24 protein-coding genes are annotated in these 25,804 nt (G+C 62.0%); 13 read left to right on the forward strand and 11 right to left on the reverse strand.

The window, feature by feature from the left end; genetic code table 11:
- Positions 1–2 precede the first annotated feature (2 nt).
- Positions 3–1,664: an FAD-binding protein gene (locus VF285_RS05620; protein ID WP_346951647.1), complete on the reverse strand. Its 1,662-nt coding sequence runs from the start codon at positions 1,662–1,664 to the stop codon at positions 3–5.
- A 217-nt stretch (positions 1,665–1,881) separates the two neighbouring features.
- Here VF285_RS05620 and VF285_RS05625 point away from each other — a divergent pair, with 217 nt between their 5' ends.
- The 3 genes from VF285_RS05625 to dinB all read left to right on the forward strand — a co-directional run bounded on the left by VF285_RS05625 (position 1,882) and on the right by dinB (position 4,108).
- Entirely contained in the window at positions 1,882–2,373 is a 492-nt protein-coding gene (locus VF285_RS05625; protein WP_346951648.1) for a MarR family transcriptional regulator, read from the forward strand.
- A 73-nt stretch (positions 2,374–2,446) separates the two neighbouring features.
- Positions 2,447–2,872: an organic hydroperoxide resistance protein gene (locus VF285_RS05630; RefSeq protein WP_346951649.1), complete on the forward strand. Its 426-nt coding sequence runs from the start codon at positions 2,447–2,449 to the stop codon at positions 2,870–2,872.
- 93 nt (positions 2,873–2,965) lie between these two features.
- Positions 2,966–4,108 (forward strand): DNA polymerase IV, encoded by a 1,143-nt coding sequence (gene dinB / locus VF285_RS05635; protein ID WP_414648077.1) that lies wholly within the window; start codon positions 2,966–2,968, stop codon positions 4,106–4,108.
- Positions 4,109–4,120: 12 nt separating this feature from the next.
- On the opposite strand, the gene VF285_RS05640 is transcribed toward dinB, so the two are convergent.
- Positions 4,121–4,999: an MOSC domain-containing protein gene (locus tag VF285_RS05640; protein ID WP_346951650.1), complete on the reverse strand. Its 879-nt coding sequence runs from the start codon at positions 4,997–4,999 to the stop codon at positions 4,121–4,123.
- Between the two features lie 21 nt (positions 5,000–5,020).
- Positions 5,021–6,244, reverse strand: coding sequence for an MFS transporter (locus tag VF285_RS05645; RefSeq protein WP_346951651.1), 1,224 nt, complete (start codon positions 6,242–6,244; stop codon positions 5,021–5,023).
- An 84-nt stretch (positions 6,245–6,328) separates the two neighbouring features.
- On the opposite strand from VF285_RS05645, the gene VF285_RS05650 reads away from it, so the two are divergent.
- The 8 genes from VF285_RS05650 (at position 6,329) to VF285_RS05685 (ending at position 14,327) form a co-directional block, all read left to right on the forward strand.
- On the forward strand, positions 6,329–7,237 hold the full coding sequence (locus tag VF285_RS05650) for a LysR family transcriptional regulator (protein WP_346951652.1): 909 nt from the start codon (positions 6,329–6,331) through the stop codon (positions 7,235–7,237).
- A gap of 131 nt (positions 7,238–7,368) precedes the next feature.
- Entirely contained in the window at positions 7,369–8,178 is an 810-nt protein-coding gene (locus tag VF285_RS05655; protein WP_346951653.1) for a putative hydro-lyase, read from the forward strand.
- A gap of 49 nt (positions 8,179–8,227) precedes the next feature.
- Positions 8,228–9,301: a TRAP transporter substrate-binding protein gene (locus VF285_RS05660; RefSeq protein WP_346951673.1), complete on the forward strand. Its 1,074-nt coding sequence runs from the start codon at positions 8,228–8,230 to the stop codon at positions 9,299–9,301.
- 86 nt (positions 9,302–9,387) lie between these two features.
- Positions 9,388–10,008: a TRAP transporter small permease gene (locus VF285_RS05665; RefSeq protein ID WP_346951654.1), complete on the forward strand. Its 621-nt coding sequence runs from the start codon at positions 9,388–9,390 to the stop codon at positions 10,006–10,008.
- Complete coding sequence (locus VF285_RS05670; RefSeq protein WP_346951655.1) at positions 10,005–11,288, forward strand: TRAP transporter large permease; 1,284 nt, start codon at positions 10,005–10,007, stop codon at positions 11,286–11,288. Before VF285_RS05665 ends, VF285_RS05670 begins: the two co-directional genes overlap by 4 nt.
- Positions 11,289–11,342: 54 nt before the next feature.
- Positions 11,343–12,029, forward strand: a complete 687-nt coding sequence (locus VF285_RS05675; protein WP_346951656.1) for a DUF2848 domain-containing protein — start codon at positions 11,343–11,345, stop codon at positions 12,027–12,029.
- Between the two features lie 22 nt (positions 12,030–12,051).
- Positions 12,052–13,455, forward strand: a complete 1,404-nt coding sequence (locus VF285_RS05680) for an amidase (RefSeq protein ID WP_346951657.1) — start codon at positions 12,052–12,054, stop codon at positions 13,453–13,455.
- A 56-nt stretch (positions 13,456–13,511) separates the two neighbouring features.
- Complete coding sequence (locus tag VF285_RS05685; protein WP_346951658.1) at positions 13,512–14,327, forward strand: hypothetical protein; 816 nt, start codon at positions 13,512–13,514, stop codon at positions 14,325–14,327.
- On the opposite strand, the gene VF285_RS05690 is transcribed toward VF285_RS05685, so the two are convergent.
- Positions 14,250–15,644, reverse strand: a complete 1,395-nt coding sequence (locus tag VF285_RS05690; RefSeq protein WP_346951659.1) for an FAD/NAD(P)-binding oxidoreductase — start codon at positions 15,642–15,644, stop codon at positions 14,250–14,252. The two genes, VF285_RS05685 and VF285_RS05690, sit on opposite strands and share 78 nt — an antisense overlap.
- 154 nt (positions 15,645–15,798) lie before the next feature.
- Complete coding sequence (locus tag VF285_RS05695) at positions 15,799–16,323, reverse strand: cytochrome b (RefSeq protein WP_346951660.1); 525 nt, start codon at positions 16,321–16,323, stop codon at positions 15,799–15,801.
- Between the two features lie 90 nt (positions 16,324–16,413).
- Here VF285_RS05695 and VF285_RS05700 point away from each other — a divergent pair, with 90 nt between their 5' ends.
- Positions 16,414–17,223, forward strand: a complete 810-nt coding sequence (locus VF285_RS05700; RefSeq protein WP_346951661.1) for a RibD family protein — start codon at positions 16,414–16,416, stop codon at positions 17,221–17,223.
- Here the strand turns inward: VF285_RS05700 and VF285_RS05705 are convergent.
- Genes VF285_RS05705 through VF285_RS05720 form a run of 4 tightly spaced genes read right to left on the reverse strand, consistent with a single transcriptional unit; the run spans position 17,199 to position 20,522 of the window.
- Positions 17,199–18,053: a hypothetical protein gene (locus tag VF285_RS05705; protein WP_346951662.1), complete on the reverse strand. Its 855-nt coding sequence runs from the start codon at positions 18,051–18,053 to the stop codon at positions 17,199–17,201. The genes VF285_RS05700 and VF285_RS05705 overlap by 25 nt on opposite strands.
- The gene (locus tag VF285_RS05710; RefSeq protein WP_346951663.1) at positions 18,050–19,141 is read right to left on the reverse strand and encodes a glycosyltransferase family 4 protein; all 1,092 of its coding nucleotides are present in this window, start codon (positions 19,139–19,141) and stop codon (positions 18,050–18,052) included. Before VF285_RS05710 ends, VF285_RS05705 begins: the two co-directional genes overlap by 4 nt.
- Positions 19,138–19,536 (reverse strand): 6-carboxytetrahydropterin synthase, encoded by a 399-nt coding sequence (locus VF285_RS05715; RefSeq protein ID WP_346951664.1) that lies wholly within the window; start codon positions 19,534–19,536, stop codon positions 19,138–19,140. Before VF285_RS05715 ends, VF285_RS05710 begins: the two co-directional genes overlap by 4 nt.
- Complete coding sequence (locus tag VF285_RS05720; protein ID WP_346951665.1) at positions 19,536–20,522, reverse strand: zinc-binding alcohol dehydrogenase; 987 nt, start codon at positions 20,520–20,522, stop codon at positions 19,536–19,538. The genes VF285_RS05715 and VF285_RS05720 overlap by 1 nt, the downstream gene beginning before the upstream one ends.
- 131 nt (positions 20,523–20,653) lie before the next feature.
- On the opposite strand from VF285_RS05720, the gene mdoH reads away from it, so the two are divergent.
- Complete coding sequence (gene mdoH, locus VF285_RS05725) at positions 20,654–22,378, forward strand: glucans biosynthesis glucosyltransferase MdoH (RefSeq protein ID WP_346951666.1); 1,725 nt, start codon at positions 20,654–20,656, stop codon at positions 22,376–22,378.
- A 115-nt stretch (positions 22,379–22,493) separates the two neighbouring features.
- Here the strand turns inward: mdoH and mnmE are convergent, their stop codons facing one another.
- Both mnmE and yidC read right to left on the reverse strand, forming a co-directional pair.
- Positions 22,494–23,927 carry a tRNA uridine-5-carboxymethylaminomethyl(34) synthesis GTPase MnmE gene (gene mnmE / locus VF285_RS05730; protein ID WP_346951667.1) on the reverse strand — a complete coding sequence of 478 codons (1,434 nt, stop codon included), beginning with the start codon at positions 23,925–23,927 and terminating at the stop codon, positions 22,494–22,496.
- Between the two features lie 115 nt (positions 23,928–24,042).
- The gene (gene yidC, locus VF285_RS05735) at positions 24,043–25,785 is read right to left on the reverse strand and encodes a membrane protein insertase YidC (RefSeq protein WP_346951668.1); all 1,743 of its coding nucleotides are present in this window, start codon (positions 25,783–25,785) and stop codon (positions 24,043–24,045) included.
- Positions 25,786–25,804: the final 19 nt, after the last annotated feature.

Raw genomic sequence — 25,804 nt, forward strand, 5'->3', positions numbered from 1 at the left:
ACTCATCCAGGCGCATCTAGCACGGCATCACCGTCGTGACCCAGCCGCACGAAATTCGAACGTTGCCAGCGCTGGTCGTCGCGTTCAGGGTAGTCTGCTCTGAAATGCGCGCCACGGCTTTCCTGCCGGGCAAGCGCGGAACGCGCCACAGAGAGCGCCACGAGTGTAATGGTGCGGGCACGCGCCAGTGGATGCAGAGGCGAACCCGTCCATTGCGCGCAAATCTCGTCATGAAGCGTCGTCAATGTGCGGACGCCTTCCGTCATCGCACTGCCTGTACGTCGGATGCCGAAAGCCGTCGACATGAGAGCTGCAACCATGTTGATATGCGTCTGGACAGACTCGACGTCTTCGCCACCGTCTTCAACCACCACAAGACTGCGCACCAGATCCAGGACCCGCTGATGCTGTGGCCTCGTCGAACGCAGCTCGCCCTCGCAGGCCGACAGCCCCGCCAGACGGCCAAAAGTAATGGCATCGGCGGCGCCATTACCCGCAATGCGGCTGGCGCCATGCAGGCCGCCAGCGGCCTCGCCGCACACCAGCAGACCGGGCACACTGCTATGGCAGCGGGCATCGATGCTCACCCCTCCCATCAGGCTGTGTGCCGCGGGGTGAACTCGCACCGGCTGGGTCTGCGGGTCCACGCCCGCCTTGAACAGGCGCTGGCGATGTGACACATAGCCGTTCAGAACCTGCGGGCTGAGCACAGTAGCATCGAAATAAACGGCACCGTCCGACGTGCCCCGTCCTTCGTCGATCTCTTTCTGAATAAAGAGCGCCATCTGCGCCTTCTCGATCTGTTTCTCACAACCATCGGGATGGTACCGGCACATGAAGCGCTCACCCAAGGCGTTCTTCAGCACCGCACCATCACCTATCATGGCAGTCGGCATCTCCATGCCACGCACACCATCGGGAGACGCCACGACCGTTGGCTCAAACTGCACGAATTCCATGTCGCGCAGCACGGCGCCGGCGTCCAGCGCCAATGCATAGGAACTACCCACCACATCTGCGGGGTAGGTTGAATCCCCATAAATACCGCCAATCCCACCCATCGCCAGAACCGTGTTTGAAGCCAGGAAGGCGGTCAGACGACCAGCGCGCGGGTCCACCGCAAGCGCCCCCCAGACGCGGCCGTCCAGAACCAGCAGGCTCAACACCCTCAACCCTGGGTGCTCATCGACGCCCAGGACCTTTGCTTCGCTGGTCAGGGCACGCAGGACCGCATTGCCGGTGCCCCTGGCCACATAGACGGACCGGGCATAACGCGAGCCCGACAGGTGCCGCAAAGCCGGCCGCCCTTCGTGCATCTCAAAGGGAACACCCAGGCGTCGAAGTTCCTCGAACGCCACGGGCGCCTGCTCCACAAGTGCCCGTATCAGACGGGGTTCACCCAAGTTGTAGCCGCCAACAAGCGTATCCTGGTAGAACTGCTCGGCAGAATCTCCTGGGGTGCCTTGGGCAAGGCTCGCATTGAACCCGAGAATGAATGGCGATGCCCCCCGCGCTCGCGCCACCAGGCTGACGCGGGCACCAGAACGGGCAGCAGCAGTGGCGGCCTGATAGCCTGCAGCCCCCCCGCCAAGGACCAGCACGTCGCTGATCACCACATCCGGGTCCCCGTCTTTTTGCACCGCCGAGACATCGACGTCATTCATCAGCAGGTCTCCTCAGAAAGCCCGGAAAATACAACTTGTTGACAACATTGTCACAACCATGCATCGTTGTCAATCAAACAGAGAACGCTGGAACTGCGACGGCGGGAATCGCAAACCGCGAAGTCCGGGATCGCGCCATTTCCGATCGCTTTTTCACCGAAATCGCCATTTATTAAATAGCTTGCTATTTAATCGCGCACAATGTAGATTACAGATCATGACACCCCACGAATCAATCATCCGCGAGGCCCCAAGCCTCGCACTCGACATGCAGCTTTGCTTTGCGCTCTATTCTGCACAGCTGGCCATGGGCAAGGTGTATCGGCACTACCTGGCCGATCTGGGCCTGACATATCCCCAATATCTAGTGATGCTGGTACTGTGGGAATCAGATGGAATCTCCGTCACCGCGCTGGGCGAGCGGCTCTTTCTGGATTCCGCCACGCTCACGCCGCTGCTCAAACGTCTCCAGGTACTCGGGCTGGTGCGGCGCGACCGCGCACAAGAAGACCAGCGCCAAGTCCGGATCACTCTGACCCCTGCAGGGCTTGCATTGCAAGACCGCGCACACGACATTCCCCGTGGGGTGCTGTGCGCCACGGGCTGCAACCCTGGCCAGACAAGGGTTCTCAAGGCAGCACTTGAAGATCTGCGTGCCCACCTTCGGGGCGCACTGCTCTCACCTCAAGATCAGGCAGCACGGGCCTGAGCCCGCTGCACTCAGAAGGACGCCGCTTGTGGTGCCGGCTTCCTTTCATCATCCGCACCACAAGGAGTCCCACATGTCTCTGGAAAAAGTTCTCTATACCGCGCACGCCACCGCCACCGGTGGGCGCGATGGCAGCGCCAAGTCGTCCGACGACCGCGTGTCCGTCAAGCTGTCGGTCCCCAAAGAAATGGGCGGTGACGGCGGCCCGGGCACCAACCCGGAACAACTGTTCGCTTGCGGCTACTCGGCTTGCTTTCTTGGCGCCCTGAAGCTGGTGGCCGGCAAAGAGCAGGTCTCGCTGCCCGACAGCACGAAGATCGACGGCGCGGTGAGCTTTGGCCCCATCCCCACGGGGTTCAGCATCGCGGTGGAATTGAAGATCTCCGCCCCCGGCGTTGACCACGCCAAACTGCAAGATCTGGTAAAGAAGGCCCACGTCGTGTGCCCATATTCCAACGCCACGCGCAACAACGTCGACGTCAAGCTGACGGTGCTGTAAAAGCGGTTCACGCCCAAGACTTGGCAGTACTCGGGCCCCGCTCCAGCGGCTGTTGGAGCGGGCCTTTTGCTATGCGTTCGCAGTAGCATAGCCATGACCATGGCCACCGCATCACGTCCTCGCCGCATTGCCCACCTGGATATGGACGCTTTCTTCGCGTCTGTGGAACTGCTGCGCTACCCCGACTTGCGCGGGCAGGCAGTGGTGATCGGCGGCTGGGCACAGGCCCCGCAAGGTGGGCACTATGCGCGGCTGCGCGACTACGTGGGCCGAGGCGTGATCACCACCGCCACCTACGAGGCCCGAGCCTTTGGCGTGCATTCCGCCATGGGGATGATGAAAGCGGCGCGCCTGGCACCCGACGCGATCGTGCTGCCCGTGGACTTTCCGCGCTATCGGCACTATTCCAACCTGTTCAAGACGGCGGTTGCGGCCATCGCCCCCTGCATCGAAGATCGCGGCATCGACGAAATCTACATTGATCTCACCGAACTGCACGAGGACTCCGAGGCACTCGGGCATGCACTCAAAGGCGCAGTGCACGACGCAACCGGCCTGATCTGCTCGGTCGGCATTTCACCCAACAAGCTGCTGTCGAAGATCGCGTCCGATCTGGACAAACCGGATGGGCTCACGATCATTGGCCCCGGCGACCTGGAGCGCCGGATCTGGCCGCTGGCGGTCTCCAAGGTCAACGGAATCGGACCCAAGGCGACCCGCAAGCTGCAGGGTCTGGGTATAGAAACCGTAGCTCAACTTGCAGCGGCCGCGCCGGAACTGCTGCAGGAACACTTCGGCCTGGGCACCGCACTCTGGTTACTGGACGTGGCGCACGGCCGAGACGACCGCCCCGTGGTCACCGAATCCGAACCCAAGACCATCAGCCGCGAAACCACGTTCGAACGCGACCTGCACGTGCGCCGCGATCGCGCGCTGCTGTCCGAGATTTTCAGTGAGCTATGTGAGCGACTGGCAGAAGACCTCGCCCGCAAAGGCGTGTGTGGCGCCACGATCGGCGTCAAGCTGCGCTTTGACGATTTTCAGATCGTGACGCGCGACCTTACGCTGAATGAGCCCGTCACCAGTTCGGAGGCCATCCACAAGGCGGCCGGCCAGTGCCTGAAACGCATCACGCTGGATCGGCGCCTGCGGCTGCTGGGCGTGCGAGTAAGCAAGCTCGAACCCCTGGCCCCTGCACAGGCCCCACACCGGCCCATCCAACTGAACCTCTGCTGACCCCAAAAGGGTTTACTGGAAGTCGTACTCCGGCTCGAAGGTGTCGCCCACCTGCAGCCAGGCGCTCTGGCCCACTGGCAAGGACACGATGGCATTCAGGCCGAACAGCACCCCTTGCTCAAACTGCCGGTGGCGCGCCAAGGTGCGCCCTGGTTCTTCGGCTCTCAGGCCCGTCGCAGGATCGACGTTGGGAATCGGGCAGCGGGCACAAGGCTTGACGAAGGCAAAGCCCAACGCGTCCGAGCGAAACCCGGCCAGATGGTCTTCTTCGTAGGGTTCCAAGCCACCAAGCACGATGTTCGGACGAAAGCGGATCATGTCAACCGTAGAATGCCCACCAGCCGCAAGCTGGCCATTCAGCTCCTCCAAAGAGCCCTGGTTGGTCACCAGAAACGGAAACCCGTCGGCAAACGCAAACTGGTGTGCCCCCGGGGGAGCAAACGTCATGGGCCAGTCGGAATGCGCCGCACGCCAGCGGGCCACGTGGTCCTGGCTGGCGGGCCGGTGTGCCCGCGGGTGCACGTGCAAGAGCCGGCAAGGCAGGCCCAGAAAAGCAGTCAGCCAGCGGGCGACGTCATCCCCTTGATCCGCGCCCAACGTATGGGCACTGAAGATATCCACGGGCACAGCCGGCGCATCGGCTTCCGGCAGGGATACGAAGCAGTCTTCCTGCCCCTGCGCCCGCAGCCACAGGCCGCCCTCGACTGGCTCGGGGTGAATGAGCACCATGCGGGAATGCTCGCGCTGCGTCATGAAGGTCCCTTGGGCATCCACGATGACCCAATGACGGTCAGACGCAAGTCCCGCCTCGCTGCAGGAAACCTTGTCATGCCGAATACCTGCGCACGACTTCACCGGATAGCTGTACAGGCTTTGAATGGACAGAGACATGATCAGTCAGTGAAGAGAGGTTCAACCCGTCTTCGGAACGGGTTTGGGAATGAAGCGCCACGCGACGCACCAACCCAGGGCCTGCGAGGCCACCAGCAACGCCACCGTGGCCGCCCAGCCGCCATAGGTGTAGGCGACCCCGCCCAGCCACGCCCCTGAAAACCCGCCGCAGTAGTACGCCGAGTAATAGAGCCCGCTGGCGAGCGAACGCCCACTGGTGATGCGATAGGCAATGAAGCTCATGATGGCCGACTGGGTGATGAAGACCCCCGACGAGGCGATCGCCAGCGCCACCACGATCCCCCAGGCGGGATGCACCAGGGTCAGCAACACACCAAAGGCGGATGTTCCCACGGCAAGCAGCACCGTGAGCCGCACCCCGAGCCATAGAATCACGCGCCCGGCCATGGGGGTAATCACCACTCCCAGCAGGTACACCACGAAGATGTTCGCAAGCGCCCCCGAGCTGAAGTCATATGGGGCCGCCGCCAGGTGCAGATTCACGAACGTGAACAGGCCCACCAGTGCGAACAGCACCGTGAAGCCCAGCGCGCAGGCCGCCTGCAAGGACGGATTGTGGACAAGCTGCCCCAGCGTGCGCAGGCTGCCGCCAAAGCTCTTCTTGGCCACAAAGTGCCGCGACGCCGGCAAGCCCCGCCAAACGACGGCAGCCCCCAGCACGTTCAGCACGGCCATCACGCCAAACGCGTGACGCCAGGTCATGAGTTCAGTCAGGTGTCCCATGAGAAACCGGCCCATGAAGCCACCCAGCACGGAACCCGCGACATAGATGGCCATGATGCGGATCATCGACCCGCCGCGGAATTCCTCGCCAATGTAGGCGATGATCACCACCGAGACCCCGGGAACGGCAAGCCCCTGAAGAAAACGCAGCAACAGCAGGCCATGCACGGTCTGCACCTGGGTGAGCAGCGCCGTGGGGATCGCCAGCGCAAACGCCGACCCCACCACCATCCACTTCCGGCCCACCGCATCCGACAACATGCCCACAAAGGGCGATATGAGCGCCACGGCCAGGATCGTCATGCCGACCGAATTGCCGATTTCCACCACGGAAGCCCGAAGGTCAAGCTGCAGTTCGGGCAGGATGGACTGCACCGAATACACCTGGATGAAGGCAAACACCCCCACCAGGGCAACCGTCAGCGCCAGCAGGACCGAAGGCCGAACATAATCATCGGGCAAAGAGGAAGGGCCCGTTCCGGGCGAGGGGAGTATGGTCATGGGCACGCTTCGCGCTGCATGTGCAACAAAGCAGTGTAGCGCTCATGTGCGCCCGATTGCGCCCGATGCGCGATACCATTGGCCATGGACCTCAAACAGATCAGCGCCTTTGTCTGGGTGGCGGAACTCGGGGGATTTCGTGCGGCGGCCGAAAAGCTGCACACGACACAACCCACGATCTCTCAGCGCATCGCCGGGCTCGAAGCAAGCCTGGGCACGCGCCTGTTCGAGCGCAGTGCACGCGGCATAGGGCTGACCCAAAAAGGCCAGGAGCTGCTGCCACTGGCGCAGCGCATGGTCCACACCGGCGCGGACATCCTGCGAATTGCTCGTGCCGAAAGCGCCATGCAAGGGACGCTGCGGCTGGGCAGCACAGAAACACTGGTCCACACGTGGCTTGATCACTTGATCGACATCCTGCACCGCCGCTACCCGGCGCTGACGCTCGATTTGCAGGTCGACATCACACACGTCCTGAGAGGCCAGCTGGCGGCCCGGCAGATCGATCTGGCGCTGGTCGTCGGGCCGAGCCAGGACGTGCGCGAACATAGCCTGCACCTCTGCGACTACGATCTCGCGTGGATTGCAAGTCCGGGCATGAAGCTCCATGACCGCCCCATCACGGTGGCCGAGCTGGGGCAATTCCCGGTCATCACCTACCCATCCGTAAGTGTGCCCTATCAGGCCATCAAGACTCTGCTGCTGCAAGCCGGCGTGAAATCGCCCCGGCTCTATGGCAGCGCCTCGCTCAGCACGATCGTGCACATGACACAGCGCGGAATCGGCTCCAGCGTGATTGCGCCTGTAGTGGTTGCACAGGAGATCGACGAGGGGCGCCTATGCCTTCTGAATGCCGATCAAACCCCTGAGCCCCTGGGCTTTTACGCCTGCTGGGTGGACGGCGCCAACAGCTACGTGCCACAGACCGTCGCTGCATTGGCCCAAGAGGTCGCACGCAAGCACGGGCTCAAACGCAAAGGACACAAACAGTAGTCCCTGACAACGCTGATAAGGAATTCTTATCAGCAAAGATCCAAAATTAGAATTGGACAGCAACACCTGCATACGGTGGAATGAAGGACCAGTAGAAAGCCATCATTTCTGAATCGCCGCCAGGAAACGCCATGTTCCAATATTCGGACGCGCACGGCGCACTAGCCACCGAGGCAGCACGGTGCCGTACCAAAATCCGCACAGGTGAATACGCCAGCCAGACTGCAGGTCTAGCCCCGGGCTGCGTGCAAGCAAACCTGATGATCCTGCCCCGCTCGTGGGCCGACGAGTTCCTGCTGTTCTGCCAGCGCAACCCGAAGCCCTGCCCATTGCTGGCCGTCACCGAGCCCGGCCAGACCGCACTACCCTCGCTGGGCCAGGACATCGACGTCCGGACCGATATCCCACGCTACCGTATCTGGCGCGATGGTGAGCTGGTTGCAGAACCCACGGATCTGCACGAATACTGGCACGAAGACCTGGTGTCGTTCCTGATTGGCTGCTCGTTCTCATTCGAAGAGGCACTGCTCGCCGACGGGCTGGACGTGCGGCACATTACACAACAGCGCAATGTACCCATGTACCGGACCAGCGTCCCTACCCACGGTACCCAGCGACTGAGCGGCCCATTGGTCGTCTCGATGCGGCCCTTTCGTGCTGCCGACGCCATCCGTGCGATCCAGATCACCAGCCGGTTCCCGTCCGTGCACGGGGCCCCCGTGCATCTGGGTGACCCCGGACTCATCGGAATCCGCGACCTCTCAAAACCGGACTACGGCGAAGCAGTCGACATCCGCGACGACGAAATCCCCGTCTTCTGGGCCTGTGGCGTCACACCGCAATCCGTCATCGCTCACGTCCGCCCAGAATTCAGCATCACCCACGCCCCTGGTCACATGTTGATCACGGATCTTTCCAACAGCGGGCTTGCAACGCTCTGAACCCAACCGCAGCATCCATTCCAACAAATTGAGGAGACTCTGCATGTTCATCAAAAAAACCGCGCTCCTGGCGCTGGCCGCCGGCGCCCTTTCAGTGAGCGGCTACGCGCTCGCTCAAGACATCGTCGCTGGCGAAGTCGTCAAAGATCTGCCCAAAACCCAGCTTCAGGTCGTGGGCGGGCTGAACAATCTGACCGCTTATCAGGATTTTGAAAAGCCCTTCTGGTCAGAAACCGTACCAAAGCTCTCGGACGGCAAGGTCACGGCGACGATCAAGGGCTTCCCTGAGATGGGGCTCAAAGGTCCCGAGATCATGCGCCTGATCAGCCAAGGCGTGGTGCCTATCGGCACGGCCACGCTGTCGTACTTCGCATCCGACAATGCCATCAACGAAGCGATCGACCTGCCGGGCGTATCCCCCGACGTGAAGACCGCCCACGAAGTCACCAAGGCTTTCGCACCGGTTTATGCCAAGTACTACGCAAAACAAAACGTCAAGGTGCTGGGCTTCTCGACCTACCCGGCGCAGGTCCTGTTTTGCAACGCAACGATTCACGGCCTGCAAGACATCAAGGGCAAGAAGGTCCGCACCAGCAGCCGCACGCAGGCAGAATTCATTCAAGCCCTGGGGGGCACCAGCGTGACGCTGCCCTTTGGCGAAGTGGTCCCCGCCCTGCAAAACGGCGTCGTGAATTGCGCGATTACGGGTTCGATGTCCGGCTACTCGGCCAAGTGGTACGAGGTGTCCACCCACCTGCTCGCGCTGCCAATCAACTGGAACCAGCAGATCCACGCAGCCAACATGGCGTACTGGAACAAGCTCAACCCCAAGGTCCAGGACTTCCTGCAGAAGAACATCACAGCAATGACTGACAAGATCTGGGACGACGCCGGCAAGGCAACCCAGGAAGGCTATGACTGCAACAGCGGTGCAGCCGCCTGCCCGCTGAAAGACAAAGGCCACATGACGCTGGTTCAACCCAGCGCCGCAGACCGGGCCTTGCTCAAAAAACTCACGGCCGATGTCATCGTACCGAAATGGGCCGCCCGCTGCTCAGCGGATTGCGTCCAGGATTTCGATGACACCATCGGCAAGATGCTCGGCATAAAGGCCAAGAAATAATCAACCAGCACTCGTGGGGCGCCCGCTAAAAATCTCTGGCGGCCGCCCACGTTTTTATGGAATAACCATCGCCTCGGCGCACAACCATGACTTCTAACGTGACACGCACGCCCTTGCTGGGCCGGCTGCTGCTCGTGGCCAACACACTATCCCGCTGGGCCATCTGGGCCGCAGGGGCCCTGATGCTGATCACGGTGCTCTACATCGTCGCTGACGTCATCCTGCGCAAAGTCGCGAACTACTCGCTGCATTCAGACGAACTCTCGGGATACGCGTTCGCGATCAGCGTGTCGTGGGCACTGTCCTTTGCGACGCTGCAGCGGGCCAATATCCGCATCGACGCGCTCTATCAGACGCTTCCGATCAGGCTGTGCGCCATTCTGGACTGGGTGGCACTGGTGGGGCTCGCCGCCTTCATCGCCTATCTCACGCGATACTCGTTGGACGTGGCCTCCCTGTCGTGGGCCAACGATTCGGTGGCCAACACGATTCTCGCCACGCCTCTGTGGATTCCGCAATTTCTCTGGGTCGCTGGCTTTGCATGGATGTGCGTGGTGCTCGCCCTCATGCTGCTGCGTGCAAGCGCTGCACTGGTGCATGGCGACACTGCCACGATGATGGCCGTCTGCGGCATCCGCAGCGCGCAACAGGAAGCCCAGGAAGAAGCCGAAGCCGGCGAACGATTCGTCTCGGGAGCCCAATCATGATCGCCACCAGCCTCATCCTGCTCCTGGTCCTCTTGGGCATCAGCATCCCAGTGGGCGCGGCCCTGGGAGTACTGGGCCTGATCTTGGAGCCGATCTACTCCATGCTGCCGCTCTCGCGTGCCATGGGAGAAATTTCCTGGTCCACCAGCAACGAGTTTCTGCTGGTGGCGATCCCGCTGTTCATCATGCTGGGCGAGATCCTGCTGCGTTCAGGGCTGGCCGAACGCATGTATAACGCCATGAGCATGTGGCTCTCATGGTTGCCGGGCGGGCTGATGCACGCCAACATCGGCGCGAGTGCCCTGTTTGCAGCAACGTCGGGGTCCAGCGTGGCCACGGCCGCCACAGTCGGTACCGTCGCCATCCCGCAGATACGCAAGAAGGGCTACAACGAATCCCTGTTTCTGGGCAGCCTGGCGGCTGGCGGCACTCTGGGCATCCTGATACCCCCCTCCATCAACCTCATCATCTACGGCGTGCTCACCAACACCTCCGTGCCGAAGCTCTACCTGGCGGGGATCATCCCGGGCTTGCTGATGGCCGTGTTGTTCATGGCCGTGATCGCCATCGCCTGCATCGTCAAACCGGCATGGGGGGGCGATCGCACCCGCAGCAGCTGGCACGCACGCGTGTCCAGCCTGGTGGACCTGATTCCACCCCTGGGAATCTTCCTGCTCGTGGTGGGCTCCATCTATGCAGGTCTGGCGACCCCCACCGAGGCGGCCGCTCTGGGCGTCGTAGGTGCGCTGCTGCTGGCCGCCTGGATGCGGCGCCTGACCTGGACCATGCTCCGAGAGGTCTTCGAGGGCACCATGAAGTCCACCGCCATGATCATGCTGATCGTGATCGGCGCAGCCTTCCTCAATTTCGTGATGTCCGGGATCGGCCTCACCAGCGCCATTACTAATGCGATCGCGGGGCTGCATGTGTCACCTGCCGTCATGCTGCTGGTCATGGTGGTGTTCTACCTGATCTTGGGCTGCTTCATGGAAACACTATCCATGATGATCACCACGATTCCGATTATCGCCCCCATCATGATCGGCTTGGGGTTTGACCCCGTATGGCTGGGAATCGTCATCATCATCCTCGTCGAGACCGCACTCATCACCCCGCCCGTTGGCCTGAATCTGTTCGTCGTACAGAGCCTGCGGACCACGGGCAGCATGAATGCCGTCATTGCGGGCAGCCTGCCCTTCGTCATCATGCTGCTGCTCATGATCGGCGTTCTCTACTGGATACCCAACCTGGCCCTGTGGCTGCCCACGCTCTTCGGCTAGGTGCACACCAGCCACACATTCTTGTTGAACCTCAAATTTTGAACGGACCGAAACATGAAGCTGTCTTTCAACCTGATCAATAAAAACGGCGGCGGCTCACCCGTGGTGGAAGACATCACCCAGTGTGTCATTGCGGGCTGGGCGGGGCGGGATCGCGCGGCCATCGAGCACCACATCGAAGAACTGGCGGCCATTGGAGTGCCACGCCCCAGCGCCGTACCACTGTATTACCGCGTTGCAGCCAACCAGCTGACCCAGGAACCCGAAATCCAGGTTGTAGGGACCGGTTCGTCCGGCGAGGCGGAAGCCTTCGTGTTCACGCACCAAGGCACATTGCTCGTGAGCATTGCCTCTGACCACACGGACCGCACCCTGGAAGCGCACAGCGTAGCGCTCTCAAAACAGATCTGTGTAAAGCCCGTGGCGCACGACGCCTGGGAATTCGACAGCGTCAAGGGCCACTGGGATCAACTCGTGCTGCGGTCATGGATCGAAGAACGGGGCGACGTCGTCCTTTATCAAGAGGGCAGCATGGATCAGCTCAGTCGCCCCGAAGATCTCATCCAGCAGGGCTTCAGTGCTCCCACGCTGCCACCAGGCACAGGCATGACTTGCGGGACGGTCACGGTACGCGGCAGTATCCGCCCCGCGTCCGAGTTCACCATGGAATTGCACGATCCCGTGCTCAAGCGAAGCATCCGCCACCGCTACACAGTGACCATGTTGCCTGAGATCGCCTGACTCCTTTCACATCGTACCGACCATGCTGCCCACTCTTGCCAACCTTCAACATTCGCTTGCCTCAGGCGCCGTCACGTCAGTGAAACTGACCCAGCAGGCGCTGGCCCGGGCGCAGGATTCCGCCGGTCAGGGCAAGCAAGTCTTTACACGCCTCTACCCCGAGCGGGCCTTGGCGGCAGCCCAGGCCTCCGATGTGCTGCGCCACAGCGGCGTCGTGCGCTCTGCGCTCGAAGGGCTGCCCATCTCGATCAAGGATTTGTTCGACGTGGCCGGCGAGCCCACGCTATCCGGTTCCAAAGTGCTGCACGATGCCCCACCAGCCACGCAGACCGCTGCCGCCATACGACGGCTCCAGGAGGCGGGCGCCATCGTGACAGGCAAAACCAACATGGTGGAGTTTGCCTTCTCGGGGCTGGGAATCAATCCCCACTACGGGACCCCGCACAGCTCCTGGGACGGCGAAGCCAAGCGCATCCCCGGGGGGTCATCCTCGGGAGCAGGCGTGGCGGTTGCCGAGGGCTTTTCGACAGTTTCCATCGGTTCGGACACTGGGGGATCGGTGCGTATCCCGTCGGCCTTCTGCGGCCTGACCGGTTTCAAGCCCACCGCGCGCCGGGTTCCCACACAAGGCGCCCTGCCGCTGTCGACCACGCTGGACTCGCTGGGCCCGCTCGCCGCGTCAGTGGCCTGCTGCGCAGCAGTGGACGCCGTGCTCTCAGGCGAAGGCATCCCGGGTTCGGCACGCGAGCCGGTGGCCATGCGCGGTACGCTGACACCGCTTGCCGCATCGGGACTCAGACTTGCCGTCCCCGCCAACCTGGTGCTGGATGACGCAGACGACACCGTACGCACGACCTTTGCACGCGCCTTGCAGGTACTGAAGGACGCTGGCGCACGAATCGAGACCATCGAAATCCCCGAATTCTCGGAACTGGCCTCCATCAACGCCAAGGGCGGCTTCACAGGGGCCGAGGCCTGGGCCTTGCACCGTGAACGCCTTGCCACACGCGCCGACGAATACGATCCGCGCGTCGCCTCGCGCATCATCCGCTGCCAGGCCATGACAGCGGCAGACTACATCGATCTGATCGCGATCCGCGCACGCTGGATTGCCTCGATAGAACAGCGCCTGCGCGGCCGTGACGCGCTGCTGATGCCTACAGTCCCCATCGTGGCACCTCGCATTAGCGAACTGCAAGCGTCGGATGACGCGTACTTTGCAGCCAACCGCCTCATCCTGCGCAACCCGACACTCATCAATTTTCTGGATGGCTGTGCCCTGTCACTGCCCTGCCACACCGAAGGCGACGCGCCGGTAGGGCTGATGGTGGCGGGCTGCGCGATGCAGGATCACCATGTGCTGAACGTCGGTGTCACCATCGAGGCCATGTTGCACGACCTGCGAACTGGCAATCCCGGCGCATGACGGACGTCAGGCACCTCTCCACCCGTCCCCTGGCCTGCATGGGCAGGAGGATCTAGGTGCTCACCGAAGCGCTGCTTGATGCCGCCGCCGTGCGCCTGATTGCCACGGCGATCGTTATCATCGGTGTCACATGGTCGGTGAAGCTGTTCGGGCCACTCATCGGCGGGGTGCTCGCCGGGCTTCCGATCACGCTGGGACCCGGATTCTATTTTCTGGTGGGAGAGGCTCCTCCCGGTTTCGTCGCAAGGACAGCGTCTTACGCCCTCCTCTCCTTGTGTGCGACACAAAGCTTCTTGCCCGCGTATATCTTGCTCGCACGGCGCCGCAGCCCGCTGATCGCGCTCGGCGGAGGCATAGCCACCTGGGTACTCATCGCCTTTCTGCTGCACTTTTTGCCCTCACCACTCTGGCTGGGACTCCTGCTGTTCGTCGGGACTACCTGCCTGTCCCTGCGCTTGAGCAGCCGGGCACTGCTGCCGGTGAAATTACTGGGCAGCAAAACGGGCTGGGGGTCCCTGCTGCTGCGCGGCGTACTGGCGGGAATCCTGGTGGCCGGCGTGACCACGCAGAGCCATCGCCTGGGTGCCACTACGTCGGGCATCCTGCTGTCTTTTCCGATCGGCTTCAGCGTGATTTCCTTTACCCTGCACCAGCAGATGGGGAAGGCGGTGGCCATGGCCACGCTGCATTCGGCCATCCTGGGCACCGCCAGCCTCGCAGGTTTCTGCATCGCCCTCACGCTGGCCATCCCTCACCTGTCTCCCTATGCCGCCATGGGGATCGCACTACTCACTTCATTTGCCGTGACGTTCGCGCTGCTGCTGCAGCGCCGCGCGCAGCCTCGGAGCCATCCGACCTCCAGTCAGGGCTGAAGCACTGATCACACGAGCTGCCACCCGCTGCAAGCTTGCCGCCCACCTGCCGGGCAGGCCGCCCCAGTCTGGCACAGCATCAGAGAAGTATCGGACGCGGTGCATGGTGGGCACCCCCCGCCCACGGATCAGGATGTTCCAATAAAACCACGGCAGCAACACACGCTGCACCCACCCATACAGGCGCCGTGGCACACGCGGATCCAACGGCAGGCTGGGTGCCGCAACACCGCCATAAACGAATTCAGCCAGCAGTACCTTGCCCGGCGCAGTGACGAGCGGGCACGCTGCATAGCCGTCATAAGACTCCGAACTATCGCGACCACGCAGCGCCTGCAGCAGATTGCCGACCACAGTCGGGATCTGGCCCTGGATCGCGGAGACCGTCTTGCTATTGGGCGTCGACGTGCAATCCCCCAGCCCGAATACATTGGCGTAGCGCACGTGGCGCAAAGTATGCCGGTCCACTTCCAGCCAGCCAGCCGCGTCGGCCAGCACGCTGCCTCGGATGAAATCGGGTGCACTCTGTGGCGGAACCACATGCAGCAGGTCGTAGTGCACTTCTTCGCGCAGCAATTCCCCATTCATGCAGGATTCGAAGACTGCGATTTTTTCACAGGCACGCACCTGCACCAAGTTCTGGCCATAGTGAGTCTGGGCTCCATACGAGGCCATCACACGTTCCAGCGCACGCGCGTAAAAGGGGATGCCGAAGGCCGAGGTACCAGCCGACCAGAAATGGACGCGAACAGAAGCCGACGTCCGCCGAAAATGATCCGCCGCGAGGCAAAGCGCGCTTTGAGGCACCCCTGGGCATTTGATCCTCCCCGCTGGTTGGGTGAAAAGGGCATCCCCGCCCTTCAACCCTTGCACCAGTTCTGCGGTGTAAGGCGCGAGATCATGCCGGTAGTTGCTAGTGACGCCACCCTTGCCCAGTGCATCGGCCAGGCCTTCAACTGCGCCCCAGTTCAGCTGCATGCCCGCAGCCACAACCAGAAAGTCGTAGCCCAGCAAAGCCCCATTTGCCAGCCTGACGCATTGCTCTTGCGGCTGCAGCGCGGTCACAGTCTCGGCAAGCAGACGCACCCCTGGTGGCACACAGTCACGCAAAACCCGGCGTGCGTCCTCGGGGCGACAGATACCACCGCCCACGAGGGTCCAGGCCGGCTGGAAATCGTGAAACGGAGCAGGATCGATGAGCGTAATGTCCAGGTCCACACGCGCGTTGCGCAGACAGGCGGCCACAGCCATCCCTCCTGTTCCGGCACCGATGATGACGATGGCAGGCTTGCCAGAGGCAGATACGGAATGGCTCATAGGTGTTTTGCAGGCAGTCGAAGAAAATCGCGTCCGCCACCATGGTACGTATCACTGCCCATCCCGGGAACGATTGTTGCGTAATGCCTTTATGCAAGAACCACGGATACAGGTGGACGACAACTTGGCTGCGATCCCCCGTGGTAAGTATGAATCACGTCATGCGGGCCAGCGCCCCGTCCCGCCGGACCAGGCGGTGATACAACGCACCGCACACATGCAGAACCACCAAGGCGATGATGACGAACGCGACACATAGGTGAACGGCCAGAATACTGTCGGCAATGGGAAATTTCCCAAACGGGCTCCAGATCGGGATCACATCGAACCAATCCAGTGGAAAGCCTTGCGCGTTGGTCGTGAAATACCCCAAGATCGGTTCGATGATGAGCGCCAGATAGAGCAGTCGGTGATTCAAAATCCCCAGCCGCGCTGCCCACGAAGGCGTACCGGGTGAACTGGCCGGAACCCCGGTGCGCACACGCACGGCCAGGCGAATCAACATGAGCAAAAAAACAGTGAACCCAAGATTGACGTGCCAGAAATTAATGGTGCCGTAAACGTCTTCTTTCACGACCTTTTGCAAAAGGCCCAGCGGCAACACAAAACACACCAATAGCGCGATCAGCCAGTGCAGCGCCTTGAGCGCCGGATGATACCGTTGAGCCTGAGCTTTCATCTGCACGCCCTCCCTTACGCCTGCTGCGCTGCGAGCCTGTATCATGTTGAACAATTATAGATGTCCATCGTGGCGGGAATCTCTGCAACCATGTCAGCTATCGACGCGTCCAAGGCCTGGGACATCATCCGGGCAGCCCGCCGGCATACGCTGAAGTCAGGCTGGACTCCAGTTCAGGGAATCGAAATTCGGCCAGGCGGCGGTTGGTCGGCCACCAATCCTCTGCCTGCGGACGTCGCCACACTTTTCGATACGCTCCTGCCCATCGCCTGCAGCCCGCCCGACTATGTGATTGCCCAGATCGGCCAAAGCCTGGATGGGCGCATCGCCACAGCGACGGGACATTCCTGCTATGTCACGGGTACTGCCAGCCGTATTCACCTGCACCGGCTGCGGGCGCTGGTCGATGCGGTGATCGTGGGTGCCAATACAGCCACTCTGGACAACCCGCAACTGACGGTGCGCGATGTGGAGGGTGACAGCCCCGCACGGATCGTGATCGATCCAAACGGCCGGGTCCCGCACAGCCTCACACTCTTCACGGATGAAGGCCCCACAACGTGGCATGCAGTACGCGACCCGGCACGGGCCGCACCGGGTGCGCGCGCACTTATTCTGCCCCAAGGCTACGGGTCGATCACAAGTTCTCTGCTGGAGACCCTGGCCCACCACGGGCTACGACGCATCCTGGTTGAAGGCGGCGGCACCACCATTTCTCGCTTTATCCAGGCCGGGCGGGTCGACCGCCTGCACGTCGTGGTAGCGCCCTTTTTGATCGGCTCAGGCCGACCAGCATTGGCCATGGATGAAATCGACACCCTGGATCAGGCTCTACGCCCTGCAGTTCGCAGCTATCCCATGGGAGAAGACCGTTTCTACGATCTGAACTTGCGCGCGTAATCCAGGCCACCTTCCGGGTAGGGCAGCAGCCCCAACACGTCTACATGGCCAACCCTGATCGACACGCCGCCATCAGCCACAGCGCGCGACCGGCGTGCTGCCCAACCCATAATGGCAGCGCTCTCTTGTGGGCACTGACGCCGTGCAGCCTCGCACCAGCCCTCAATCAAGGCACGGGCCAAGGGGGCATCAGCGGCACTCAGCACCCAGTCACTGGCTTGCTCCAGCACACAATAGCCCTGCGCATTCAAGGCGTGCTTCAGACAACCCGAGGCCCCCGCTCCCAAAGCTACGCCCAGTCCCTTCTCGCGACGCTGGTCTTGTCCAACCCATCGCATCACCTGGGCATCCAACGGATCTTCGTCCCCAAACGCCACACGCCCGTCTACCGTCAATGCCATCAGAACCGCCGCCTGCGCCGACGCACAGGCCCGACACAAGGATTGAATCCAGTCACCAGAGACAAGGTCGAGCAACGCCGATGCCGTCACCAGATCGGCATCCTTCAATACCGGTGCCAGGGGTGCCGACAAATCGAATGCCTCAGTCGTCAAGGCAGCACCCGCCCAGCCCGAAGATTCAGCGCGAGCAAGCAGCGCAACGTCCTGATCCAATAAAGTCCAATGCGCTGGTACACCCAGATGCGCCGACAGGTAACGCTGATTTGAACCCGCGCCCGCCCCGAGATCCACGATGCTGACAGGCCTTCGCCCCCTGGCGAGCAGATGGCGGCGAAGCGGCGCCATCAACTCTGCCGCTCGGCTGCGATGGTCAACCGGCTCACGCAGTGTCAACCAATCGGCCGAGAAGTGGCTTCCTTCCTTGCTCATTGCGCAACTTCCTGTTGCGCGACCCGCGCCAGAACGGCCGCGAACCGCGCGCCTTGCGCATCCCAGCTGGCCAGTGCTCCACCGACCCGAGCGGCCTCCGTCTGGAGTGCATGACGCAGCCGATAATCCACCAGCACCTGCCGCAACGCATCCGTTAGCGCCGCGACGTCCCCCGGCGGAACCAGCAACCCGGCCCCCTCGGGCACGGTCTGTACCAAAGCTCCGCCGGAAGTCGCAACGATGGGCAATCCATGCGCCAGTGCCTCGGCAACCACCATGCCATACCCTTCGTAGTAAGACGGCAGGACAAACACCTGCGCCCGGTCATACGTGGTTGCAAGCGCTGCCGGAGGCAAAGTGCCCAGCAACCTCACGCGGTCCTGCAGCCGATGGTGCCCGATGGCAAGGCGCACGGCTTCGGCACACGCGGGGTCGCGCTGAAGATCACCCACACAATTGCACTGCCAGGCCAGATCCCGAAGGCCCGCCAGGGCCTCGACCAGAACGAGATGGCCTTTGCGGGGAACCAAAGTAGCGACACAAAGCAGCCGAGGGGATGCCTCTGTGTCGTCGTGAGCGACCAGGGGCGATTGCAGGCCTTGAGCGAGCGGGTGATCCACCCCTGGCTCCACCACATCAATCGCGTGAGGGGGCACACCATAGTCAGCGACCAGATGCCGCGCCGTGAAGGCGCTGGTCGTCATAACGTGACTCACCCATTTCAGGGCGCAACGCTCGCTGGCGCGAAACTGACCCGCTTGGGCGGAACCCAGGCCATACTCGTCAGCCAGCGGGTGGTGAATGAGCGCCACCATCCGCAGCGTATGTGCGTACCGCGCCAGCACGTCTGGAAGCCCACCCAGAGCCAAGCCATCGATCACGACGAGATCGTCGGGGGAAAAACCGGCCAAGGCTGCATTCAGAGCCTCGCCCGCACGAACGTCAGGGTCCGGAAATCGGCCCTCCAGGCCTACTACGTCGACGGACCAGCCTGACTGCCGTAACGCCTGTGCAATGCGCGCATCGTAAAGATAGCCGCCCGTGTACTGATCCGGATCGCCTGCAACGACAAAGCGTACAAGCTTCACAGAGCGGCCTCGTACCCCGCCCAGGCAACTGGTGATTCTGCCAGAGTGACCCGCATGCGCTGCAGATCACGCGCTGTTGGCCCCAGGCGGCCTTCGGCAATCGCCTGATGCAGGCGGTCAAAGACCACCTTCGCCATGAACTCGGTGGTCGTGTTGTGCCCCGCCAGCGACTCGTGATCGTCCAGGTTGGTGAGGTTGAATTCCCCCAACACGCTTGCCAGCGTCGATCGCGCGGCACCGATGTCCACAATCAGCCCGTCCGCGTCGAGCGCCTCGCGATAAAACGTGACATCCACCACATAGGTGGCCCCGTGCAACTTCTGCGCGGGACCAAAAACCGTCCCCGTGAAACTATGGGCAATCATCATCTGATCACGCACCGTCAACTCGTACATCAAGATTCCTCCGTGTAATGAACCCGCTGACACAGCGTGGAATCCGCCGGGTCTGCCAGGCGTGCAATTGCCTCAGGCAAGGAGGCAAATGAAATATCAGGCGCAAACAGGCTATCCAGACGCACGTCGGCACACAAAGATACTGCCAGCGCCAGACGATCATGATGGCTCCAGCGCGCCACACGCGCTGGTGACACGGTCCCCACCTGACTCGCACGCAGGCTCAGGCGCTGAGAATGAAAGCGCCCGCCCAGATCCACCGTGACTGACCGCGTGCCATACCAGCTCAGTTCAATGATCTCCGCCTCGCGGCCCGCCAGCGCCACGGCAGTATTCAACCCTGCCGCACTGGCACTGGCATGGAAAACCAGGTCTCGACCCGCCGCGGCGTGTTCAGGCGCGGCGAAACCCACTTGCAATGCCCGTGCAATTTGCGCACGATCTTGCCGAATGTCTATGAGTTCGACCTGCACGCCGGGAATCTGCGAGCACAGGCGTGCCACCAGGCACCCCAGCACCCCTGCCCCTACGACGCTGATGCGGTCACCCATCCGCGGGGCGGCATCCCACAAGGCATTGACGGCAGTTTCCATATTGGCGGCCAGCACGGCACGTGCTGCAGGCACTGCCTCGGGCAAGACCACTACGGCATCTGGATGGATCCAATATCGTGTCTGGTGGGGATAGAGACAAAACACGCAGCGGCCCAGCCAGTGTGCGGGACCCGCTTCGACCACACCTACGTTCGCATATCCATACTTCACGGGACCGGGCAAGGTGCCCACCTGAAACGGCGCCCGCATGCGCTCATATTCGGACGCTGGCACTCCGCCACCATATACCAGTGTCTCAGTGCCCCGGCTGATGGCGGAATAGCAAGTTCGCACCAGCAGTTCTTCCGGATCTTGCTGCAGTAGCAGCTCCTCGCGAACCCCGGCGTGGCCAGGCGGTTCAAGCCACAACGCACGGGCCTTCAGTTCCGTCATGGTGGGCCGATACCCCTCTCAATGATTCAGTCGTCTCAGCTTACGCCCTCCATACCTGCCGAGCCAGTTGCCTCGCGCCTGAACGCAGCCAAATCGTAAACTAGCCGCATTGCACATTCACAGGCCAGGTGATGGAAGTCCGTCAGCGTCGATTCATTTTTCTGGGACTTAACCTCATCACCCTGGGCCTTTTCGCCATTCTGATGCTGATGCTGATTCTCAGCGGCGGGATGACGGTATCCGAATGGCTGATCGGGCTGTGCTTTCTGCTCACCACGCCCTACGTCGTCATCGGCTTCTGGAACTCGGCGATCGGCCTGTGGCTGCTGCATTGTCACCCTGACACGGTACACACCATGCCTGGTGTCGCAGAAATTCTGGACGCAAAGAGACCAAAACCTTTGCACTGCAATGTGGCCCTATTGATGACCCTGCGCAATGAAGCGCCAGCACCCATCTTTGAGCGACTGGAACGCATACGCGTATCGCTGGCCGACACTGGCGAGCGCTCACGCTTCACCTTTGCCATCCTGAGCGACAGCGACCAACCTGCCATCCTGGAAGCCGAGGCCCGCGCCTTCACGCAGTTCGAGGCTCACCGCGCCCCTGATGAACCCGCGCCGTATTACCGCCACCGCACGCACAACGATGGCTACAAGGCCGGCAACATTGGCGAGTTCCTGGATACCCACGGGGCCACGTTCGACTATTTCATGCCACTGGATGTGGACAGCCTGATTGCCGGCAACGTCATCATCCGCATGGTGACCACCATGCAGGCACACCCGGAAATCGGCATTTTGCAGAGCCTGGTCGTAGGCATGCCAAGCCTCAGCGCCTTCACGCGGGTGTTTCAGTTCGGCATGCGCCACGGCATGCGCGTCTTTACGACGGGCGCCGCCTGGTGGACGGCAGACTGCGGCCCCTACTGGGGCCACAACGCGGTGGTGCGCACCGCGCCCTTCCACCAGCATTGCCGCCTGCCAAAGATCCCGGGCCGGGCGCCCTTTGGCGGTTTCGTGCTCAGCCACGATCAACTGGAAGCCACCTTCATTCGCCGTGCAGGCTACGAAGTACGCGTGATCCCGGTCGAATCCGACAGTTTCGAGATCAACCCGCCGACGTTGCTGGACTTCATCCGCCGCGAGCTGCGCTGGACCCAGGGCAACATGCAGTACTTCCATTTTCTGGCAACGCCAGGGCTCAAGGCTACCAGTCGCATTCAGCTCTGCATCGCCATCGGGATGTACTTGGCGCAGGCGGCATGGATCCTCATGATTGCAATTGGCTGCATCGGATCAATGGTCGGCAACTTCCATTTTCGCGACCTCACGTTGGGCATGACGCTCTTTGTCGGCGTGTTTTTCCTGTCGGTTGCCCCCAAGCTGTTCGGCGCACTGGATGTGTACCTTTCAAAAGGGGGCCCCAGGCGCTATGGCGGGCGCTTGCGCTTTGGCCTGTCGGTGCTGATGGAGTTTCTTTCTTCTACCCTGATGGCACCGATCGTGGCGCTGTCCGTCACGCTCTTTCTGATAGGACTCGGTTTTGGCAAAAGCGTGTCCTGGGGCGGGCAAAATCGTGAACAGACGAATATCCCGTGGCGCTCCGCGCTCCCCGCCCTGGCGCCGCACACCCTAGCAGGCCTGGCGTTGGCGACAGCGCTAGGGTGGGTAGGCGGCTGGCACGCCGTCCTGTGGGGGCTCCCGATCATCACGGGGTTGGCACTGGCCATGCCCTATACGGTCCTGAGCGCCCGGTCAGCCATCGGCCGCCAGTTGACGCGCTGGGGGTTGTTCAGCATTCCCGAAGAAAGGTCTACGCCGGCCGTCCTGAGTCTACCGGCATCCCGAAGCTGAAGGGCCGCCCCAGATGGCCCCAGCCTGCAGCTAATAGCACTTCCTCATTCGGCGTGCCATCTCGGTCGCCGACCGGGGACTGCCCAAACTTTGTCGGAACCCCTCGGAAGTATCCCTATTTTCCGATGCAGAAACTGCTGAAGATCTCGCCCAGCAGATCATCGCTGGTGAATTGGCCGGTGATGCGGCACAGCGACTCGTGCGCCAGGCGCAGCTCTTCGGCGAAGAGATCCAGGATCTGGTCCCCCTGCGCCGCGTAGCCCGCCGCAACGCGCAAATGCTCGCCCGCTTCTTCAAGAGCCTGGATGTGGCGTTCCCGGGCCAGCCACGGTGACTCCGCTCCGGGCGTCCAACCTGCGATGCCCAGCAATCGGGTGCGCAATTCGTCCAGGCCTGTGCCAGTACGGGCCGAAATCAATACGGGATTCTCGTCGCAGGATCCGATGGGAGGCGTAGCCAGTGCAGCATCGTGGCCTTCGGTCCGCCTCGCCTCGCCCTCTGAACTACCAGGGACGCTTGGCGAAGAAGCCAGCAGATCCACCTTGTTCCACACCCTGAGGACCGGGACCCCTACCGGCAGCCGCCGCACGATGTCCGCATCCAGCGGATCGTCCGGCTGGCGGGCGTCCTGCAGATGCACGATCACCTGGGCACGGCCGATTTCCGCCCAGCTGCGCTCGATCCCGATGCGTTCCACCGCATCGGTCGCCTCGCGCAATCCCGCCGTATCGACGATGTGCAGCGGAACACCCTCCAGGTGGATCTGCTGCACCACGCGGTCCCGGGTAGTGCCCGCAATCGGCGTGACGATGGCCACGTCTTCGCCAGCCAAGGCATTGAGCAGGCTGGACTTGCCCACGTTGGGTTGCCCGGCCAGCACGACGTACAAACCCTCACGCAACACCCGGCCCTGTCGGGCCGTCTGCAGCACCCGCTCCAGGCTGGCCTGCACCTCGTGCAAACGCGCCGACGCCTGATATTTCTCCAGGAAGTCGATTTCTTCTTCCGGGAAATCCAGCGTGGCCTCGACCAGCATGCGCAGTTTGACGATGCGTTGGCTCAATGCGTCGACTTCGGCAGAGAAGGCCCCCGACAGCGACGCCATGGCGCTCTTTGCAGCAGCCGCAGAACTGGCTTCGATCAAATCGGCCACGGCTTCAGCCTGCGCCAGGTCCATGCGATCGTTCAGAAATGCGCGCTGGGTGAATTCGCCGGGCTGAGCCAGCCGCAACCCAATGTCGGCGCCCCGCGCCAGGCAGTCTTCCAGCACCCGCCGCAACACCGCAGGCCCGCCATGCCCTTGCAACTCCAGGACATCTTCGCCCGTGTAGGAATGGGGCCCAGGAAAGAAAAGCACCAGCCCTTCATCCAGCGTCTCACCGCGTACATCTCGAAACGCCAGGAAATGCGCGTGCCGGGGCTGCAAGGGCTGCCTGCACAGGCTTTCAGCCCAGCCGTGCAGATCAGGCCCTGAAACCCGAATGACACCGATCCCGCCCCGACCCGGCGCGGTCGCAATGGCAATAATGGGATCAGAGTCGGTTTGCATATCGATCAGCCCAGATCAAAATGAAAGTCCGGCCATCAGGCCGGACCGCTGGCTGGCGCCGGAAGGGGGGCCCATTGCCTGAACCGCGCACCGAACCCGTCCAATCCAGCAACACTCAGCTCGAAGCCAGCGCCTTTTTCTCGTGGTCCAGCCGGCGCATGATCACCCGCTGCTGAATGATGGACACCGTGTTGTTTACACACCAGTACAGCACCAGGCCGGCCGGGAACAGGAACATCATCCCCCCGAACACCAGCGGCATGATCATCATGATCTTCGCTTGAGTCGGATCAGGCGGCGTCGGGTTCAGCTTGATCTGCAGGAACATCGTCAGCATCATGAACGCCGGCAGAATGAACCAAGGATCGCTCACCGACAGGTCGTGAATCCAGAGAATCCACGGCGCACCACGCATTTCCACACTGCCCAGCAATACCCAGTACAGCGCAATGAACACCGGAACCTGCACCACCATCGGCAGGCAGCCTCCCAGCGGATTGATCTTCTCGTTGCGGTACATCTCCATCATTGCCGCATTGAGCTTCGCCTTGTCGTCCCCGAATTTTTCCTTCAGGTGCTTCATGCGCGGCGCCACCAGCTTCATCTTGGCCATCGAGCGGTAACTGGCCGCGGACAACGGATAGAAAATCAGCTTGATGATCAGCGTGAGCAGCACAATGGTCCAGCCCCAGTTGCCCACCAGGCTGTGCAACCAGATCATGAACTTGAACATCGGCTTGGCAATGATCGTCACCCAGCCGTAATCCACCACCAGATCCAGCCCTGGTGCGACGGCGCGCATCGCGCTCTGGTCCTGCGGGCCCGTCCACAGCTGTGCATCCACTGTCTTATGAGCGCCCGGAGCGATGGACCCTACGGACTGGATCGTGCGAATCGCAAACAGGTTGCCCGGCAGTGCCAAGGCCTGATTCGTGCGCACTACCCCCTGCTGCGGTACCCAGGCCGACGCAAAGTAATGCTGCACCATGCCCGCCCAGCCGTTATCCGCCTTATGGATGTAGCTGGCCTTGCCCTTCGTGATGTCTTCGAACTTGATCTTCTGGAACTTGTCTTCGGACGAATAAACCGCAGGTCCGGTGAACGTGGTGTAGTAGCCCGTCGTATTGGGCGGCTCGTGACTGTCGCGCGTCAGCTGCAGATACAGCGACGGATCAATAGGCTCGGTGCCCAGGTTGTAGATGTCGTTGCGAACATGAATGTCGTAGCTGTTTTTGCTCAGGGTGAAAGTCTTCACCACTCGCACGTTGCCCGAAGTGGCTTCGAACGAGATTTCGGTCGTGTCGCCCTTGACGACAGGGCCGGTCCCCACCAGCGTAAACGGCGTCAGGTGAGTGGGATAGCTGCTGCCCTGCGGTGCGCCCACCAGGCCCGTTTGCGCCACATACATGTCACCGGGCTGGTCATCGAGCAGGTACATGGGCCCGCCCGCATCCTTGGGCGGCTTGTGGCCCAACAAACTCTTGGCCCACGGCAGAATCCCCGTGGTGGCTTCCTGGTTCTTGTAGGCCAGAAGCTCGGCACGCACCAACTGCGCGCCCATGGTGTCGAAGGTCAGGTCGTACACGCCCGTCTTCACGTGCACCTGCTCACCCTGCGGAATTGCCTCAGGCGTGGGCACCTTGGCCTGAGCGGCCGGTTGCGCCTGCGAGCCAGTCGGAATGCTGGCCGGATTCGCCGTGTGATCCGCGGCCGCCGAAGCAGGGGCCTTGGCTGTTTCGGTGGCAGATGGTGTCAGCGAAAACAGTGAAGGCTGTCCACGATACACCTGCCAGTTGTTCCACAACAGCAGCAGTGAAAACGAGAAAATCATCCAGAGGATGGTGCGTCGAATGTCCATGGCGCCTGTATTCGTAGAG

Source organism: Castellaniella sp. (assembly GCF_036379515.1).
In the GTDB taxonomy this organism is placed as follows: Bacteria; Pseudomonadota; Gammaproteobacteria; order Burkholderiales; family Burkholderiaceae_B; genus Castellaniella.

What these genes read in the sequence shown, in the direction of transcription:
- VF285_RS05650 (WP_346951652.1), top strand. Translation starts at nt 6,329, where the DNA reads ATGGACCTCAAACAGATCAGCGCCTTTGTCTGGGTGGCGGAACTCGGG.
- VF285_RS05655 (WP_346951653.1), top strand. Translation starts at nt 7,369, where the DNA reads ATGTTCCAATATTCGGACGCGCACGGCGCACTAGCCACCGAGGCAGCA.
- dinB (WP_414648077.1), top strand. Translation starts at nt 2,966, where the DNA reads ATGACCATGGCCACCGCATCACGTCCTCGCCGCATTGCCCACCTGGAT.
- VF285_RS05665 (WP_346951654.1), top strand. Translation starts at nt 9,388, where the DNA reads ATGACTTCTAACGTGACACGCACGCCCTTGCTGGGCCGGCTGCTGCTC.
- VF285_RS05705 (WP_346951662.1), bottom strand. Translation starts at nt 18,053, where the DNA reads ATGAGCAAGGAAGGAAGCCACTTCTCGGCCGATTGGTTGACACTGCGT.
- VF285_RS05680 (WP_346951657.1), top strand. Translation starts at nt 12,052, where the DNA reads ATGCTGCCCACTCTTGCCAACCTTCAACATTCGCTTGCCTCAGGCGCC.
- mnmE (WP_346951667.1), bottom strand. Translation starts at nt 23,927, where the DNA reads ATGCAAACCGACTCTGATCCCATTATTGCCATTGCGACCGCGCCGGGT.
- VF285_RS05675 (WP_346951656.1), top strand. Translation starts at nt 11,343, where the DNA reads ATGAAGCTGTCTTTCAACCTGATCAATAAAAACGGCGGCGGCTCACCC.
- VF285_RS05630 (WP_346951649.1), top strand. Translation starts at nt 2,447, where the DNA reads ATGTCTCTGGAAAAAGTTCTCTATACCGCGCACGCCACCGCCACCGGT.
- mdoH (WP_346951666.1), top strand. Translation starts at nt 20,654, where the DNA reads ATGGAAGTCCGTCAGCGTCGATTCATTTTTCTGGGACTTAACCTCATC.
- yidC (WP_346951668.1), bottom strand. Translation starts at nt 25,785, where the DNA reads ATGGACATTCGACGCACCATCCTCTGGATGATTTTCTCGTTTTCACTG.
- VF285_RS05645 (WP_346951651.1), bottom strand. Translation starts at nt 6,244, where the DNA reads ATGACCATACTCCCCTCGCCCGGAACGGGCCCTTCCTCTTTGCCCGAT.
- VF285_RS05640 (WP_346951650.1), bottom strand. Translation starts at nt 4,999, where the DNA reads ATGTCTCTGTCCATTCAAAGCCTGTACAGCTATCCGGTGAAGTCGTGC.
- VF285_RS05700 (WP_346951661.1), top strand. Translation starts at nt 16,414, where the DNA reads ATGTCAGCTATCGACGCGTCCAAGGCCTGGGACATCATCCGGGCAGCC.
- VF285_RS05620 (WP_346951647.1), bottom strand. Translation starts at nt 1,664, where the DNA reads ATGAATGACGTCGATGTCTCGGCGGTGCAAAAAGACGGGGACCCGGAT.
- VF285_RS05715 (WP_346951664.1), bottom strand. Translation starts at nt 19,536, where the DNA reads ATGTACGAGTTGACGGTGCGTGATCAGATGATGATTGCCCATAGTTTC.
- VF285_RS05625 (WP_346951648.1), top strand. Translation starts at nt 1,882, where the DNA reads ATGACACCCCACGAATCAATCATCCGCGAGGCCCCAAGCCTCGCACTC.
- VF285_RS05695 (WP_346951660.1), bottom strand. Translation starts at nt 16,323, where the DNA reads ATGAAAGCTCAGGCTCAACGGTATCATCCGGCGCTCAAGGCGCTGCAC.
- VF285_RS05670 (WP_346951655.1), top strand. Translation starts at nt 10,005, where the DNA reads ATGATCGCCACCAGCCTCATCCTGCTCCTGGTCCTCTTGGGCATCAGC.
- VF285_RS05690 (WP_346951659.1), bottom strand. Translation starts at nt 15,644, where the DNA reads ATGAGCCATTCCGTATCTGCCTCTGGCAAGCCTGCCATCGTCATCATC.
- VF285_RS05720 (WP_346951665.1), bottom strand. Translation starts at nt 20,522, where the DNA reads ATGACGGAACTGAAGGCCCGTGCGTTGTGGCTTGAACCGCCTGGCCAC.